Source organism: Telluria sp. ZB4P37, assembly GCF_059685855.1.
On the sequence record NZ_JCASID010000012.1, the window covers coordinates 58,866 to 74,397 of the forward strand.

Genomic DNA, 15,532 nt, shown 5'->3' on the forward strand with positions numbered 1-15,532 from the left:
TGCTACCAGCTAATCCATCCACCCACGGTGTGTCACCTCCTCCAGCGTCAAATCCAGGCACTCCCGAATCCGCCCCACCATCTCGTCGATCTCCGCCACCGTGATCGACAGCGGCGGCGCCACGATCATCCGGTCGCCGACCGCGCGCATGATCACGCCATTGTCGAACATGTGCTTCCGGCACAGCATTCCCACCGCATGCGTTGAGGCGAACGGTTCGCAGTCGTGCACGGTCGCGCCCTTGCGCCGCACCAGGTTCAGCCCTGCCGTGAGGCCGCAGGTTTCGGCATGGCCCACCAGCGGATGCGACACCAGGGAAGCGAAGCAGGCCTTCAGGTGCGGCCCGGTTTCCAGCGCCACGCGCTCGACCAGCCGCTCGGTCTCGAGGATGCGGATGTTTTCCAGCGCCGCGGCGCAGGCTACCGGGTGGCCGGAATAGGTGAAGCCGTGGTTGAAGTCCCCGCCCTTCTCGATCAGCATGTGCGCCACGCGTCCGCCCACCAGCACCCCGCCCAGCGGCACGTAACCGGAAGTGACGCCCTTGGCAAAGGCGATCAGGTCGGGCTGGAAGCCCATCAGCTCGCAGCCGAACCAGGTGCCCAGGCGTCCGAAGCCGCAGATCACTTCGTCGGAGATGAGCAGGATGTCGTACTTGGTGCAGATGCGCTGGATCTCGGGCCAGTAGGTGGCGGGCGGGATGATGACGCCGCCCGCGCCCTGCACCGGCTCGCCGATGAAGGCAGCCACCTTGTCGGGCCCCACTTCAAGGAGTTTCGCTTCCAGCCAGCCGGCGGCGGCCAAGCCGAATTCGGCCTCGCTCATGCCACGACCGCCTTCCGCGTAGCTCGGCTGGCCAATGTGGACAATGCCGGGAATCGGCAGCCCGCCCTGGGCGTGCATGCCGGCCATGCCGCCCAGCGAAGCGCCCGCCATGGTGCTGCCGTGGTAGGCGTTGCGGCGGCTGATGATGACCTGGCGCGACGGCTGCCCGGCCAGCTGCCAGTAGCGCCGCACCATGCGCACGATGGTGTCGTTCGCCTCGGAGCCGCTGCCGGTATAGAACACGTGCTGGAACTGCGGCGGCGCCAGCTCGGCCAGGAGCGCCGCCAGTTTCACCGCGGGGACGTTGGTGGTGTTGAAGAAGCTGTTATAGAAAGGCAGCTGCAGCATTTGCGCGTGCACCGCGTCGGCGATGCTGCTGCGGCCATAGCCGGCGTTCACGCACCACAGGCCGGCCATGCCGTCGATAATTTTATTGCCCTCGGAATCCCACAGGTAGACGCCGTCGCCGCGCACGATCACGCGGGCGCCGCGTTCGCGCAGCGCGGCGTGGTCGGTGAACGGATGCAGGTAGTGCGCGCTGTCGAGCTGCTGCAGGGCCCTGGTATCACGCTCCTGCTGCTCGGCGCCCTCCGCTGCTGCGGCAGGCACGCAGGCCTGCGGTGGATTGGTTGTCATGATCGCCTCCCATCGTGTGGACTCGCATGGATCAGACGTGCAGCAAGAGGTGTTCGCGTTCCCAAGGGCTGATGACGCGCATGAATTCCTGGTGCTCGAGATCCTTTACTGCAGAGTACACGTCGATGAAGCGCTCGCCAAGCACATCGCGCAGGCGGTCTTCGCGCCGTAGTTGCGTAATCGCCTCGGACAGGCCGCCCGGCAGCTCGACCGGCATGTCGTAGGCGCTGCCCTCGACCATCGGGCTCGGGTCGAGCGCCTCGGTCATGCCGAGGTAGCCGCAGGCGAGCGTGACCGCCAGCGCCAGGTAGGGATTGGCGTCGGCGCCGATCACGCGGTTCTCGACGCGCCGGTCTTGCGCGCCCGACACCGGCACGCGGAAGCCCACGGTGCGGTTGTCCATGCCCCACTGCAGGTTAATTGGCGCGGCCGTGTGGCGCACGATGCGGCGGTAGGAGTTCACGTAGGGCGCGACGATCGCCATCGCCGACGGCATGTAGCGCTGCAGGCCGCCGATGTAGTGACTGAAGGCCGCCGACGCGCTGCCGTCCTCGTTGCTGAAGATGTTCCGGCCGGTCTCGGCATCGACCACGCTCTGGTGCACGTGCATGGCCGATCCCGGCTCGTCGGCCATCGGCTTGGCCATGAAGGTGGCGTACATCTCATGCTTGAGCGCGGCTTCGCGCAGGGTGCGCTTGAAGTAGAAGACCTTGTCGGCCAGCCCCAATGGGTCGCCGTGCAGGAAGTTGATTTCCATCTGGCCGGCGCCGATCTCGTGGATCAGGGTGTCGACATCGAGGTTCATCAACTCGCAGTAGTCGTAGATGTCCTCGAACAGCGGATCGAATTCGTTGACCGCATCGATGCTGTAGACCTGGCGGCTGGTCTCGGCGCGGCCGCTGCGGCCCACCGGCGGGGCCAGCGGCAGGTTCGGGTCGATGTTCTTGGCGGTGAGGTAGAACTCCAGCTCGGGCGCCACCACCGGCTTCCAGCCGCGATCGGCGTACAGCTTGAGCACGCGGCGCAGTACGCTGCGCGGCGCGAAATCAACCAGGCTGCCGTCGGCGAAATAGCAGTCGTGGATCACCTGCGCGGTCGGGTCGACCGCCCAGGGCACCATGGTGATGGTGGTGGGGTCGGCCTTGAGGATCATGTCGCGGTCGGTGACGGCGATGGCGCTGTTGTAGGAGTCGTCGCGCTCGGGCGTGTTGCCGGTCACGGTCATGCCCAGCACCACTTCGGGGATGCGCATGCCGCGGTCTTCGGTGAATTTCACCCGTGGGAGGATCTTTCCACGGGCGACACCGGTCAGGTCGGGCACCAGGCATTCGATTTCGGTGACACGCTTGGCGTTGAGCCACTCCTCCATGTCGGTATAAGAAAACTTGTCGCGGATTGCCATGATTGCCTCTCTGTCTGTGATGGGGGGTCGCGCGGCAGTGCGCGCGGAGGCGCCGCTGCCGGGCGCGCTGGATGCTTCAGGCAGGGAAGCTAGGGGACGGCGCTGGTTGCCCATTGGCGGGCCGCGGCCTGGATGCTCGGGCTCATGACTGGTTCCACTCCTGCGCCTGGCGCTGGGCCAGGGTGCGCGCCATGCGCTGGGCGTGGTAGTCGCGGCAGGCCTGCCCGAAGGCGCCGAACATCTTCATCGAATACGGGTTGTGCTGGATGCGCCATTCGGGATGCCACTGCAGCGCCAGCGTGAAGCCATGCGCGGTCTCGACCGAGAAGGCCTCGACCAGGCCGTCTTCGGCGACGGCTTCGATGCGCAGGCCCGGCCCGAGTTCGTTGACGCCCTGGCCATGCAGCGAATTGACCGGGATCTCGGGCACGCCGAGCATGCGCTCGAGACAGCCGCCGGGGATGATGGTGACGTTGTGGGCGTCGCCGTACTGCTCGTCCATGCCGAGTTCGGGATTTTCGCGGTGGTCGAACTTCCCGCTGACCGCCTGCACCGCCTGGTGCAGGCTGCCGCCCAGGGCCACGTTCATCTCCTGGAAGCCGCGGCAGATCGCGATGATCGGGATACCGCGCCGGACCGCCTCGCGGATCAGGGGCAGCGTGGTCTGGTCGCGCGCCGGGTCTTGCGGCAGCGACGGGTCGAGCAGTTCTTCGGAATAGTAGCTGGGATGGACGTTTGAGGCCGAGCCGGTGAGCATGATGCCGTCGCACAGGTCGAGCACCGTCTCCAGGTCGAGCGATTCGCCGAGCGAAGGCAGGATCATGGGCGCGCAGTCGGCGCCGAGGACGACGGCGTCGACATACTTGTACTGGGCGGCGTGATACGGGTGTTCGCCGAAATCACGCGTGCATGCGGGGACGATCACGATGGGGCGCATGGTCTCTACCTTGTGTGAAGCGCGCGAAACCATGATACGAGCATTCCGTTCCGGGCGCGAGTGGGCCATTAATCCAGATCAAGGATAGTAGCGAAAGGCCGTACCGGCTTCCTGCTGATCTGCCTCGGAACAAGAGTTCCGTAACAAAATCTTAACGGTTTCCGGAAAACCATGCCAACACGGTAAGTCGGCGGTATATGAAATTTCCTTACAGAAAATAGCCTGCAGAGAAATATTATTTCACTCCAGCATAGGCGCAGCGGGCATGCCGCCGCGCCCGCCTGCCGCTTATTTACGCAACTGCGCCAGCGCCGCTTCCAGCACCGTGTCGCGGCCGCGGCGCAGGTCGGCCACCTTCGGCGCGACCTTCACGGTGGGCTCGATACCGTGCCCGACCCAGGCCCGCCCGTCGGGATAGGTGTCGGCCTTGGTGCGGATGCGCCGAACCACCGCCCGGCAGCTGCACCACCAGCGGCTGTCCGGTGCTGCCGCCCGTGGCCTCGCCGACGATGGCGCCACGGCCCATCGACTCGAAGGCCACCATGAAGTCTTCCGCCGCCGAATAGGTCGGGCCCGAAATGAGCACCGCGACCGGCTTGCTGAAATGGCGTTTGGCGTCGGGCTGCCAGGCGTTCTGCTTGCCCTCGAAGTCCGGCATCGGACGTTTCCATGCGCGGTAGGCCGGGAGGTAATGGCGGGTCGCCCACTACTGGAAGCCATAGGCACGCCGCTCCATGTCCTGCGGCGTCGATGCGCTCAGTAGGGCGCCACCTGGCGCAATTGCCGCGGCCGCGATGATGCGACGAACCATGGGGTCTCCTGGTTGAACGAATGGCGCGATTTTATAAAGCCGGGCCCTGCCTGCTGAAGCGGCCTGCGACGGACTGCAGGAAACGCGGGGCGGGCTGCACGGCGGCGGCAAGGCGCCACCCGGCAAACCGTGGCAAAAAGGTCTACTATGTCGCATCGCAAATCGCAGCCCATGCAAAGGACCACCATGCCGAACCTCAAAGACCCTTCCCTGCTGCGCCAGCACGCCTACATCGGCGGCGAATGGTGCGTTGCCGACGACGGCGCGACCGTCGCCGTGACCAACCCCGCCACCGGCGAGACCCTGGGCACCGTGCCGCACATGGGCGCTGTCGAAACCCGCCGCGCGATCGAGGCCGCGAACGCCGCCTGGCCGGCCTGGCGCAAGAAGAGCGCCAAGGAACGTGCCGCCATCCTGCGCCGGTGGAACGACCTGATGCTGGAAAACGCCGATGACCTGGCGCTCCTGATGACGCTCGAGCAGGGCAAGCCGCTGGCCGAATCGAAAGGTGAAGTGGCCTATGCCGCCTCGTTCTTCGAGTGGTTCGGCGAGGAAGCCAAGCGCATCGCCGGCGAAACCCTGGCCTCGCCGTGGCCGGACCGCCGCATCGTCGTCACCAGGGAACCGGTCGGCGTGTGCGCCGCCATCACGCCCTGGAACTTCCCGTCCGCGATGATCACCCGCAAGGTCGCGCCGGCGCTGGCCGCGGGCTGCCCGATCGTGCTGAAACCATCCGAACTGACGCCCTTCTCGGCGCTGGCCCTGGCGGTGCTGGCCGAACGCGCCGGCGTGCCGAAAGGGGTGTTCAGCGTGGTGCCGGGCGACGCCAAGGCGATCGGCGGCGAGATGACCGCGAGCCCCATCGTGCGCAAACTCAGCTTCACCGGCTCGACCGCGGTGGGACGCCTCTTGATGGAGCAATGCGCGCCGACGATCAAGAAAGTCTCGCTCGAACTGGGCGGAAATGCGTCCTTCATCGTGTTCGACGATGCCGACATCGATGCGGCCGTGGAAGGCGCGATCGCCTCGAAATACCGCAACGCCGGCCAGACCTGCGTATGCGCCAACCGGATCTACGTGCAGGACGGCGTCTACGACGAATTCGCGCGCAAGCTGGTGGCGGCGGTCGGCAAGCTCAAGGTCGGCAATGGCGCCGATGAAGGCGTCAACCAGGGCCCGCTGATCGAGGAGAAGGCCGTGCGCAAGGTCGAGCAGCACATCGAGGACGCGGTCGGCAAGGGCGCCAAGCTGCTGGCCGGCGGCAAGCGCCATGAACTCGGGCACAGCTTCTTCCAGCCGACCGTGCTGACCGAAGTCACCTCAAGCATGCTGGTGGCCAGCGAAGAGACTTTCGGCCCGCTGGCGCCGCTGTTCCGCTTCAAGACCGAGGAAGAAGTGATCGCCATGGCCAACGCCACCGAGTTCGGGCTGGCCTCGTATTTCTACGCGCGCGACATCGGGCGCGTGTGGCGCGTGGCCGAGGCCATTGAAACCGGGATGGTGGGCGTGAACACCGGCCTGATCTCGACCGAAGTGGCGCCGTTCGGCGGGGTGAAGCAGTCGGGCCTGGGACGCGAAGGCTCGACCTATGGCATGGATGACTACCTGGTCGTGAAGTACATCTGCATGGGCGGGATCTAAAGCCCTGGCGGGCCGCGCTCCTGCCGCGGCCCGTTGGGTGTGAGAGAGGAGCATGGGTTCAGCTATTTATTTGGCTGATCCATCAAGCTCGGTCCGCTCCTCTTGCACGTCGTACCGGCCTTCGCCGGCACGACGGTTTTGAGGATAACAATACAAATAGACGCGGCTGCATCTCAAGCACGCAGCGCCTTACTTCTTGTACTCGTAATACTTCCGCGCATCCCCACGCACCTGCTCCGCAGGATACTTCTCCCGGTTCAGCACCATCTTCTCCTGCACCGCCGCGAACAAATCGACATCGAGCTTGTCGGCCAGCCGCACCAGGTAGACCAGCACATCGGCCATCTCGTGCCGCACTTCCACCAGCTTGGCTTCGCCCAGTTCGTCGACGCGGCCGTGCTGCAGCCACTGGAAATGCTCCAGCAGCTCGGCCGCTTCCACGCTCAAGGCCGAGGCCAGGTTCTTCGGCGTATGGAACTGGTCCCAGTCGCGCTCGTCGACAAAACTGCGGACGATGTCGCGCAGCCGGGTTAGATCACTGTCCGCGCCGTTCGTCACGCACTTGTCCCCCGTCCAGGTAGCCATTGAGCACGCGCTCGAGCTTGGGCGCGATCTCGTCCTGGCTGCCGATGGTAATCCCGAGGTCGCGCAGCAGGCCGTCGTGCACGCCGTAGACCCAGCTGTGGATGGTCAGCGGCTGGCCGCGTTCCCAGGCGTCGCGCACGACCGTCGTCTGCGCCACGTTGATCACTTGCTCGGCCACGTTCAGTTCCACCAGGCGGTTGGTCGCGGCGCGGCCCACCACATTGCCGAGGTATTTGCCATGCTTCTCGCGCACGTCGCGCACGTGGCCCAGCCAGTTGTCGGCCAGGCCGACGCGCTGGCCGGTCAGCGCCGCGTGCACGCCCGAGCAGCCGTAGTGGCCGCAGATGATGATGTGCTTGACCTTCAGCACGTCGATCGCGAACTGCAGCACGCTCAGGCAGTTCAGGTCGGAGTGCACGACCACGTTGGCGATGTTCCGGTGCACGAACAGTTCGCCCGGCGCCATGCCCAGCAGCTCGTTGGCCGGTACGCGGCTGTCGGAACAGCCGATCCACAGGTATTCCGGGGCCTGCTGCGCTGCCAGGTCCTTGAAGAAGTTCGGGTCTTCGGCCACCATCGAGGCAGCCCATTTGCGGTTGCGTGCGAAAAGGTCTTCCGCAGTCAGTCCTGTTTTATTTTCCAATTTTTCTCCCTGTTTTGTTGCGTCTTGAATAGGCAAGAGTGTAACGTCAAAAAAAACCGCTGCCGGTTCACACCGGTCAGCGGTTCATCATGACGCCTTCTTATTCGAAGAAGTCCTTGACCTTGTCCATCCAGCCCTTGCTCTGCGGGCTGTGCTTGGCGCCGCCCTCGTTGGTCGAGCGCTCGAACTCGCGCAGCAGGTCTTTCTGCTTGTCGGTCAGCTTGACCGGGGTCTCGACCACCACGTGGCAGAACAGGTCGCCCACGTAGCCGGAACGCACGCCCTTGATGCCCTTGCCTTTCAGGCGGAAGGTCTTGCCGGTCTGGGTGCCTTCGGGCACCGTGAACGACACCTTGCCGGTCAGGGTCGGCACTTCGATCTCGCCGCCGATGGCAGCCTTGGAGAACGAGATCGGCATCTCGCAGTGCAGGTCGTCGCCTTCGCGCTGGAATACTGCGTGCGGCTTGATATGGATCTCGACGTACAGGTCGCCCGACGGCCCGCCATTCGTGCCCGGCTCGCCGTTGCCGGTCGAGCGGATGCGCATGCCGTTGTCGATGCCGGCCGGGATCTTCACTTCCAGCGTCTTGTTGCGCTTGATGCGCCCAGCGCCGCCGCAGGCCGCGCACGGATCCGGGATGATCTTGCCGTTGCCGTGGCATTTCGGGCAGGTCTGCTGGATGCTGAAGAAGCCCTGCTGCATGCGCACCTGGCCGTGGCCGGCGCAGGTGGTGCAGGTGACCGGCTGGGTGCCCGGCTTGGCGCCGCTGCCGTGGCAGGTGTCGCACTTGTCCCAGCTCGGCACGCGGATCGTGGTCTCGTAGCCGTGGGCTGCCTGCTCGAGCGTGATCTCGAGGTTGTAGCGCAGGTCGGCGCCGCGGTAGACCTGAGGTCCCCCGCCGCCGCCGCGGCCACGGCCGCCGCCGAAGATGTCGCCGAAGATGTCGCCCAGGTCGCCGAAACCGCCGGCTCCGAAGCCACCGCCTCCGCTGCCGCCCATGTTCGGGTCCACGCCGGCATGACCATAGCGGTCATACGCTTCGCGCTTCTCCGGATTGGTCAGCATCTCGTAGGCTTCTTTTACTTCCTTGAACTTCTCTTCCGCTTCCTTGTTGTCGGGATTGCGGTCGGGGTGGTACTTCATCGCGAGCTTGCGATACGACTTCTTGATGTCGTCTTCCGACGCATTCTTCGCGACCCCGAGGATCTCGTAAAAATCACGCTTTGCCATAGGCGGCACCTTGCTTTGTTATGTAGTGAAACTGGTCAAACGATGTATATGCAAAAAAACCGAGCCGGGGAACCCTTCGGTCGCAGCGGCTCGGCGGTTCCCACGGGATGGGGCGGCGGTGCAGCCCGCCCCGGCCGGGATTACTTCGCGTCTTTCACTTCCTTGAAGTCGGCGTCGACCACGTCGTCCTGCTGCGGCTGCTCGCCACCGCCGGCCTGCTGGCCACCGGCCGCGCCGGCAGCGCCTGCCTGCTGGGCCTGCATGTCGGCGTACATCTTCTCGCCCAGCTTCTGGGATGCGGTCGAAAGGGCCGCGGTCTTGGCATCGATGTCCGCCTTGTCGCCGCTCTTGATCGCGCCTTCCAGGTCGGTGATGGCCGTTTCGATCGCTTCCTTCTCGCCGGCTTCGAGCTTGTCGCCGTATTCGATGAGGGACTTGCGGGTCGAGTGCACCAGCGCGTCACCCTGGTTGCGGGATTCGGCCAGTTCCTTGACCTTCTTGTCTTCTTCCGCGTTCAGCTCGGCGTCCTTCACCATCTTCTGGATCTCGTCTTCGGTCAGGCCCGAGTTCGCCTTGATGGTGATCTTGTTTTCCTTGCCGGTGGCCTTGTCTTTCGCGCCGACGTGCAGGATGCCGTTGGCGTCGATGTCGAAGGTCACTTCGACCTGCGGGGTGCCGCGTGGTGCCGGCGGGATGCCCTCGAGGTTGAATTCGCCCAGGCTCTTGTTGCCGGCTGCGATTTCACGCTCGCCCTGGTAGACCTTGATGGTGACTGCCGGCTGGTTGTCGTCGGCGGTCGAGAACACCTGCGAGAACTTGGTCGGGATCGTGGTGTTCTTGTGGATCATCTTGGTCATCACGCCGCCCAGGGTTTCGATACCCAGCGACAGAGGGGTGACGTCCAGCAGCAGCAAGTCCTTGCGCTCGCCCGACAGGACCGAGCCCTGGATCGCGGCGCCGACGGCGACGGCTTCGTCCGGGTTCACGTCCTTGCGTGGATCCTTGCCGAAGAACTCCTTCACCTTCTCCTGCACCTTCGGCATGCGGGTCATGCCGCCGACCAGGATGATGTCGTCGATGTCGGTGACCTTGACGCCCGCATCCTTGATCGCCATGCGGCATGGTTCAATCGTCTTCGCGATCAATTCCTCGACCAGCGACTCCAGCTTGGCGCGGGTCATCTTCAGGTTCAGGTGGACCGGCGCGCCGTTCGCCATGGCGATGTACGGCTCGTTGATCTCGGTCTGCTGCGACGACGACAGTTCAATCTTCGCGCGCTCGGCCGAGGCCTTGATGCGCTGCAGGGCGATCGCGTCTTTCGACAGGTCCAGGCCGTTGATCTTCTTGAACTCGTCGATGATGTAGTCGATGATGCGCTGGTCGAAGTCTTCGCCGCCCAGGAAGGTGTCGCCATTGGTCGACAGCACTTCGAACTGCTTCTCGCCATCGACGTCGGCGATCTCGATGATCGAGACGTCGAAGGTGCCGCCGCCGAGGTCATACACGGCGATCTTGCGGTCGCCCTTTTCGGTCTTGTCCAGGCCAAAAGCCAGCGCGGCCGCGGTGGGCTCGTTGATGATGCGCTTGACGTCCAGGCCCGCGATACGGCCGGCATCCTTGGTTGCCTGGCGCTGCGAGTCGTTGAAGTAGGCCGGCACGGTGATGACCGCTTCGGTGACTTCTTCGCCGAGGTAGTCTTCGGCGGTCTTCTTCATCTTGCGCAGGATTTCTGCCGACACCTGCTGTGCCGCCAGTTTCTTGTCGCGCACGCCGATCCAGGCGTCGCCGTTGTCGGCCTTGACGATCGCATACGGCATCAGGCCGATGTCCTTCTGGACTTCTTTTTCGTCGTACTTGCGGCCGATCAGGCGCTTCACGGCGAACAGGGTATTTTTTGGATTGGTCACGGCCTGTCGTTTCGCCGGTGCGCCGACGAGGATCTCGCCGTCTTCCTGGTAGGCGATGATCGACGGGGTGGTACGCGCGCCTTCCGCGTTCTCGATGACCTTAGGCTGGCCGTTTTCCATGATCGCGACGCAGGAATTGGTGGTTCCCAGGTCAATACCGATAATTCTGCCCATGATGTGTTCCTTTTATATAAAACGCTTAGTTTCGGATGGATTCAATATTGGGAAAAACTGCGTGCTTTCAAGGGGATACTGATCGAAACCCTGACGAGCGCGCCGCAGCGTGACTTCCACTTACTTCGGCGCGGCGGCCGTCACGATTGCCGGACGCAGCAGGCGGTCGGCAATCATGTATCCCTTTTGCAGCACGGTGACCACGGTATTGGCCTCCTGCTCGGACGGCACCACGGCCACGGCCTGGTGCTTGTTAGGATCGAGCTTTTCGCCCGCTTGCGGCATGACTTCGAGCACACGGTTCTTTTCGAACGCGGCGCTGAGCTGCTTGAGGGTCATTTCCACGCCTTCGCGGATGGCCTCGACGGTTTGGGTCTCGACCTTCAGCGCCATTTCCAGGCTGTCGCGCACCGGCACCATGGCCTCGGCGAAGCTTTCGATGGCGAATTTATGGGCCTTGGCGACGTCTTCCTGGGCGCGGCGGCGGATATTCTCCGCGTCTGCCTTGGCGCGCATGAAGGCATCGTGCATCTCGGCCAGCTTGGCCTCGGTGGCGCTCAGCTGGGCTTCCAGGTCCGACTCGGCGGCCGGCGGAACACCCGCCTGGCCGGCGCTGGCCGGCGCGGCCTCGGCGGCTGCATCTGCAATGGCGGCATCGGCCGGCGATTGCTGGGACACCTCTTGGTTTTCTTGGTCTTGCATCGAAAAAACTCCTAGAATCAAGGACTTGGCTTAATTGGTAACGTATCCTGCCTGACACACAGGCCCGCAGATGGGGTGATCTCCTACATTTTCAAGGGGATTGCAGAGGTCCCATGATGAAAATTCGGAAATTATTTGTTACAAGATTTACGGTTTCCCTGGATCATTTCCCATTGAAAAGTTTTACTCTTCCAATAAGGGTGCGGCATGGGGGCCGCAGACTCCTGGGAGCAGACTTCATGAGATTACAACTGATCAGCGGCGCCGTGATCCTGTACACCCTCGCGGTGCTGGTCTGGCTGTGCTACGTGGGAATCGGCGCGACGCCCTGACAACCGTTTATTTTAACAGGTTGGCAAGACGCCGGAAATGAGGTTACTTCGGTGCAACTCAGGCGCCGAGTTGCGCCGCATGCTGGGCGCCCACCTGGGCATCGCGGCGCTGGGCCGCGCGCTGGGCCGGCGTGAGGATGGTCGGCCAGCCGATCAGGTGCTGTTCGGCGATCTCGGCCAGCCCGGTGATCCAGGCCGGCGATTCGTTCAGGCAGGGAATGTAGTGGAATTCCTTGCCGCCCGCCACTTCAAAATCGTGCCGCACTTCCATGTTGATTTCTTCCAGGGTTTCCAGGCAGTCGCTGGTGAAGCCCGGGCAGATCACGTCGATCCGCTCCAGGCCTTCGCGCGCCAGCTGTTGCACGGTCGGGGCCGTGTAAGGCTGGAGCCATTCGGCCTTGCCGAAACGTGACTGAAAGGTGACGATGTATTCGTCCGCACCCATGCCCAGGGCAACAGCCAGCAAGCGCGCAGTCTTCTGGCATTCGCAAAAATACGGGTCGCCCATCAGCAGCGTGCGCTTGGGGATGCCGTGGAAACTCATCACCAGCTTCTGGCCGCGGCCATGGGTTTCCCAATACGTTTCGACGCTCGCCCGCAGCGCCTCGATATAGCCTTCGTGGTCGTGGTAGTGCCTGACCAGGCGCAGCTCGGGGATGTTGCGGATCTTGCCGAAATAGGCGTATACGGCATCCCAGACCGAGGCGGTGGTGGTGCCGGAATATTGCGGATAGGCCGGCAGGACCACGATCCGCTCGCAATGCTCTTCCTTCAGGCGATCCAGCGCTTCGGGCAGCGACGGCGAGCCGTAGCGCATCGCCATCACCACCTTAACTGCTTCATGGCCGCGCTCGTGCAGCATCTTGTCGAGCAGCGCCGCCTGCTTCGCGGTATGCACCTTCAGCGGCGAGCCGTCGCGGGTCCAGATGGTGCGGTACTTGGCCGCGGACTTGCCGGAGCGGAAAGGCAGGATGAACAGGTGCAGGATGAACCACCAGACCTTGGCCGGGATCTCCACTACGCGCCCGTCGGACAGGAACTCCTTCAGGTAGCGGCGCACGGCCTTGCGGGTCGGCTCATCCGGCGTGCCGAGGTTGACCAGCACGATGGCGTTCGTGGACACGGTGCCGTGGGTGAAGGGCGGTTCTTTTCGGAATGGCATGAGTGGGGAAGGGTCAGGGGACGCCGCTATTATAAAGTGGCGTCCTGCCGCCGAACATGTGTACGGCGGACAACACCGGGTCAGGTGGTCGTGTGCAGGCGCACGTCGATGTTGTTGCGGGTGGCGTTCGAATACGGGCAGACGATGTGGGCCTTGTCGACCAGGTCCTTGAGCTGGGCCGGGTCCATGCCGGGGCCGTGGATGGTCAGGTCGACTTCGATGCCGAAACCGGTCGGGATCGGGCCGATGCCGACGTCGCCCTTGACGGTCAGGTCTTGCGGCAAGGTCACCTTTTGCTGGCCGGCGACGAATTTCAGCGCGCCGAGGAAGCAGGCCGAATAGCCGGAGGCAAACAGCTGCTCGGGATTGGTGCCGGGGCCGCCCCCGCCGCCGAGTTCTTTCGGGGTGCTCAGCTTCAGGTCCAGCACGCCGTCTGCACTTTTCGAGGTCCCCTCGCGGCCGCCCTGCGACGTCGCCTGGGCGCGGTACAGCACTTTATCAATGCTCATTCGAACTCCCTTCTGTGTGGTGGTGGACAAGCCAAGACTTTGCCACAGAACGGTCGAAAGGGGATGACGGTACGTTGGATGGTGTCGCCTGATTCCACCACTGCCTTAAAAACCGTCATACGCGCACTGGCGCCTACGACTCCCGGCGCAGGCCGGGATCCAGGTTTGCGGAACAACCAATACGCTGGCTTTCCCTGAAAACGCCAGCCATCCGATATGCGCAAACATGAGGTTCCGGCCTTCGCCGGAACGACGTGCTAAGGGCGTAGGAAAAGATGCAAGTCGGTGGTTTTCCCGTCTCGCGGGCATGCCACAACATCCTCCCCCATCACGATGCCAGCAGCTCCCTTGCATGCTTGCGTGTCGTCTCCGTAATCTCGATCCCGCCCAGCATGCGCGCCACTTCTTCAACGCGCGAGCGGTTGTCCAGCACGTCGATGCGCGACACGGTGCGCCCCTCGCCGGTCGTGCCCTTGGCCACCTGGAAGTGCTGGTTGGCCTGGCTGGCTACCTGCGGCAAGTGGGTCACGCACAGTACCTGGCGCTGCTGTCCCAGGCGCTTGAGCAGCCGTCCCACCACCTCGGCGACGCCGCCGCCGATGCCGGTATCGACTTCGTCGAAGATCAGGGTCGGCGTGGTCGTGGCATGCGCCGTGATCACGGCGATCGCCAGCGAAATGCGCGCCAGTTCGCCGCCGGAAGCTACCTTGGCCAGCGGCCGCGCCGCCACGCCCGCATGGCCCGCCACCAGGAATTCGACCTGCTCGACCCCGTGCACGCCCGGCTCGCCGGCGTTCAGGGCCACGGCGAAGCTGCCGCCGGTCATGCTCAGTTCCTGCATTGCGGCGGTCACGCCCTTGCCCAGTTCGACGGCCGCCTGCGCACGGCGCTTCGACAGGCGCGCGGCCGCCGTCAGGTAGACCGCCTTGGCCTTGTCTTCCTGCTTGCGCAGGCCGTCCATGTCGCTGGCATCGGCCAGCTGGCGCAGGCGCTCGGCGAGGGTGGCGTGTTCTTCGTGCAGCTCTTCGGGCGTGACGTGGTAGCGGCGTGCGGCGCCGTGCAGGGCTTCCATGCGGGCGTCGACCTGGCGCAGGCGGTCCGGGTCGAGTTCGACCTTGTCGATGTAGTTGTTCAGCGCGTACACAGCCTCTTGCAGCTGGATGCGAGCCGGCTCCATGCAGTCGAGCACCGGCTGCAGGCCTGTGTCGACATCGACCAGCTTGCCCAGCTTGGCGTTGAGCGAGGACAGCTGCGACAGGATCGGCTGGTCGGCTTCGGAAATGGCCAGCAGTGCTTCCTGCGCGCCTTCCAGCAGGCTGGCGGCATGCGACAGGCGACTGTGCTCATTGGTGATCTCGGTCCATTCGCCGGCCTTCGGGGCGAGTTTATCGAGCTCGCCCACCTGCCATTCCAGGCGCTCGCGCTCGAGCAGCACATTGCGCGCGTCGTTCTCGAACTCCTCGCGCTGGCGCACCAGGGCGCGCCAGGTCTTGTAGCTGCCGGCCACGGCCTCGATGTCCGCAGCAGCAGACGGGTCGCGCACTGCGATCTGGTTGTCGAGCAGGGCGCGCTGGGCGTCGGATTTGAGCAGCGACTGGTGCGCATGCTGGCCGTGGATGTCGACCAGCATGTCGCCCAGCTCGCGCAGCTGCGCGGCGGTGGCGCTGATGCCGTTGATATAGGCCTTCGAGCGGCCGGCGTTGTCGATCACGCGGCGCAGCAGCGCCCCGCCCTCTTCGATGCTGAATTCGTGCTGCGCGAGCCACTCGCTTGCGCCTGGTGTCAGCGCGAACTCGGCCGTGATGTCGGCCTTGGCCGCGCCTTCGCGCACCATGCTTGCATCGCCGCGTCCGCCCAGCGCCAGTTGCAGCGCGTCGATCAGGATCGACTTGCCGGCGCCGGTCTCGCCGGTGAACACGGAAAAACCGTTCGCGAATTCGAGCTCGATGGCGTCGACAATGACGAAGTCACGGATGGTAAGTGTGCGCAGCATGAAAAATCGGGTCTCCTGTCGTGGCTTGTTTGGTGCTGGACGCGG

13 protein-coding genes and 1 pseudogene are annotated in these 15,532 nt (G+C 64.3%); 1 reads left to right on the forward strand and 13 read right to left on the reverse strand.

Annotated features, from left to right (window positions below; genetic code table 11):
* Positions 1-9: 9 nt before the first annotated feature.
* From AC56K1_RS17550 to AC56K1_RS17570, 5 genes and pseudogenes are all read right to left on the reverse strand, one after another.
* Complete coding sequence (locus AC56K1_RS17550; RefSeq protein WP_497159083.1) at positions 10-1,458, reverse strand: aspartate aminotransferase family protein; 1,449 nt, start codon at positions 1,456-1,458, stop codon at positions 10-12.
* Between the two features lie 31 nt (positions 1,459-1,489).
* Positions 1,490-2,860, reverse strand: coding sequence for a glutamine synthetase family protein (locus AC56K1_RS17555; protein WP_497159084.1), 1,371 nt, complete (start codon positions 2,858-2,860; stop codon positions 1,490-1,492).
* Positions 2,861-3,002: 142 nt separating this feature from the next.
* Positions 3,003-3,797 carry a gamma-glutamyl-gamma-aminobutyrate hydrolase family protein gene (locus AC56K1_RS17560; protein WP_497159085.1) on the reverse strand — a complete coding sequence of 265 codons (795 nt, stop codon included), beginning with the start codon at positions 3,795-3,797 and terminating at the stop codon, positions 3,003-3,005.
* 288 nt (positions 3,798-4,085) lie between these two features.
* Positions 4,086-4,247 carry a hypothetical protein gene (locus AC56K1_RS17565; protein ID WP_497159182.1) on the reverse strand — a complete coding sequence of 54 codons (162 nt, stop codon included), beginning with the start codon at positions 4,245-4,247 and terminating at the stop codon, positions 4,086-4,088.
* 49 nt (positions 4,248-4,296) lie between these two features.
* Positions 4,297-4,455, reverse strand: a pseudogene (locus AC56K1_RS17570) (S41 family peptidase); the annotation flags it as partial.
* Positions 4,456-4,794: 339 nt separating this feature from the next.
* On the opposite strand from AC56K1_RS17570, the gene AC56K1_RS17575 reads away from it, so the two are divergent.
* Positions 4,795-6,249: an NAD-dependent succinate-semialdehyde dehydrogenase gene (locus AC56K1_RS17575; RefSeq protein ID WP_497159086.1), complete on the forward strand. Its 1,455-nt coding sequence runs from the start codon at positions 4,795-4,797 to the stop codon at positions 6,247-6,249.
* 189 nt (positions 6,250-6,438) lie between these two features.
* Here the strand turns inward: AC56K1_RS17575 and AC56K1_RS17580 are convergent, their stop codons facing one another.
* The 8 genes from AC56K1_RS17580 to recN all read right to left on the reverse strand — a co-directional run bounded on the left by AC56K1_RS17580 (position 6,439) and on the right by recN (position 15,487).
* On the reverse strand, positions 6,439-6,807 hold the full coding sequence (locus AC56K1_RS17580) for a nucleotide pyrophosphohydrolase (RefSeq protein WP_497159087.1): 369 nt from the start codon (positions 6,805-6,807) through the stop codon (positions 6,439-6,441).
* A complete protein-coding gene (gene can, locus AC56K1_RS17585; RefSeq protein WP_497159088.1) occupies positions 6,785-7,477 on the reverse strand; it encodes a carbonate dehydratase in 693 nt (230 codons plus the stop codon). Before can ends, AC56K1_RS17580 begins: the two co-directional genes overlap by 23 nt.
* Positions 7,478-7,577: 100 nt before the next feature.
* Positions 7,578-8,708: a molecular chaperone DnaJ gene (gene dnaJ / locus AC56K1_RS17590; protein ID WP_497159089.1), complete on the reverse strand. Its 1,131-nt coding sequence runs from the start codon at positions 8,706-8,708 to the stop codon at positions 7,578-7,580.
* 140 nt (positions 8,709-8,848) lie between these two features.
* A complete protein-coding gene (dnaK, locus tag AC56K1_RS17595; RefSeq protein WP_497159090.1) occupies positions 8,849-10,789 on the reverse strand; it encodes a molecular chaperone DnaK in 1,941 nt (646 codons plus the stop codon).
* 120 nt (positions 10,790-10,909) lie between these two features.
* Entirely contained in the window at positions 10,910-11,491 is a 582-nt protein-coding gene (gene grpE / locus AC56K1_RS17600; protein WP_497159091.1) for a nucleotide exchange factor GrpE, read from the reverse strand.
* A 390-nt stretch (positions 11,492-11,881) separates the two neighbouring features.
* A complete protein-coding gene (hemH, locus tag AC56K1_RS17605) occupies positions 11,882-12,985 on the reverse strand; it encodes a ferrochelatase (RefSeq protein WP_497159092.1) in 1,104 nt (367 codons plus the stop codon).
* Positions 12,986-13,065: 80 nt separating this feature from the next.
* The gene (locus tag AC56K1_RS17610) at positions 13,066-13,494 is read right to left on the reverse strand and encodes an organic hydroperoxide resistance protein (RefSeq protein WP_497159093.1); all 429 of its coding nucleotides are present in this window, start codon (positions 13,492-13,494) and stop codon (positions 13,066-13,068) included.
* Positions 13,495-13,822: 328 nt separating this feature from the next.
* Positions 13,823-15,487, reverse strand: coding sequence for a DNA repair protein RecN (gene recN / locus AC56K1_RS17615; RefSeq protein ID WP_497159094.1), 1,665 nt, complete (start codon positions 15,485-15,487; stop codon positions 13,823-13,825).
* Positions 15,488-15,532: the final 45 nt, after the last annotated feature.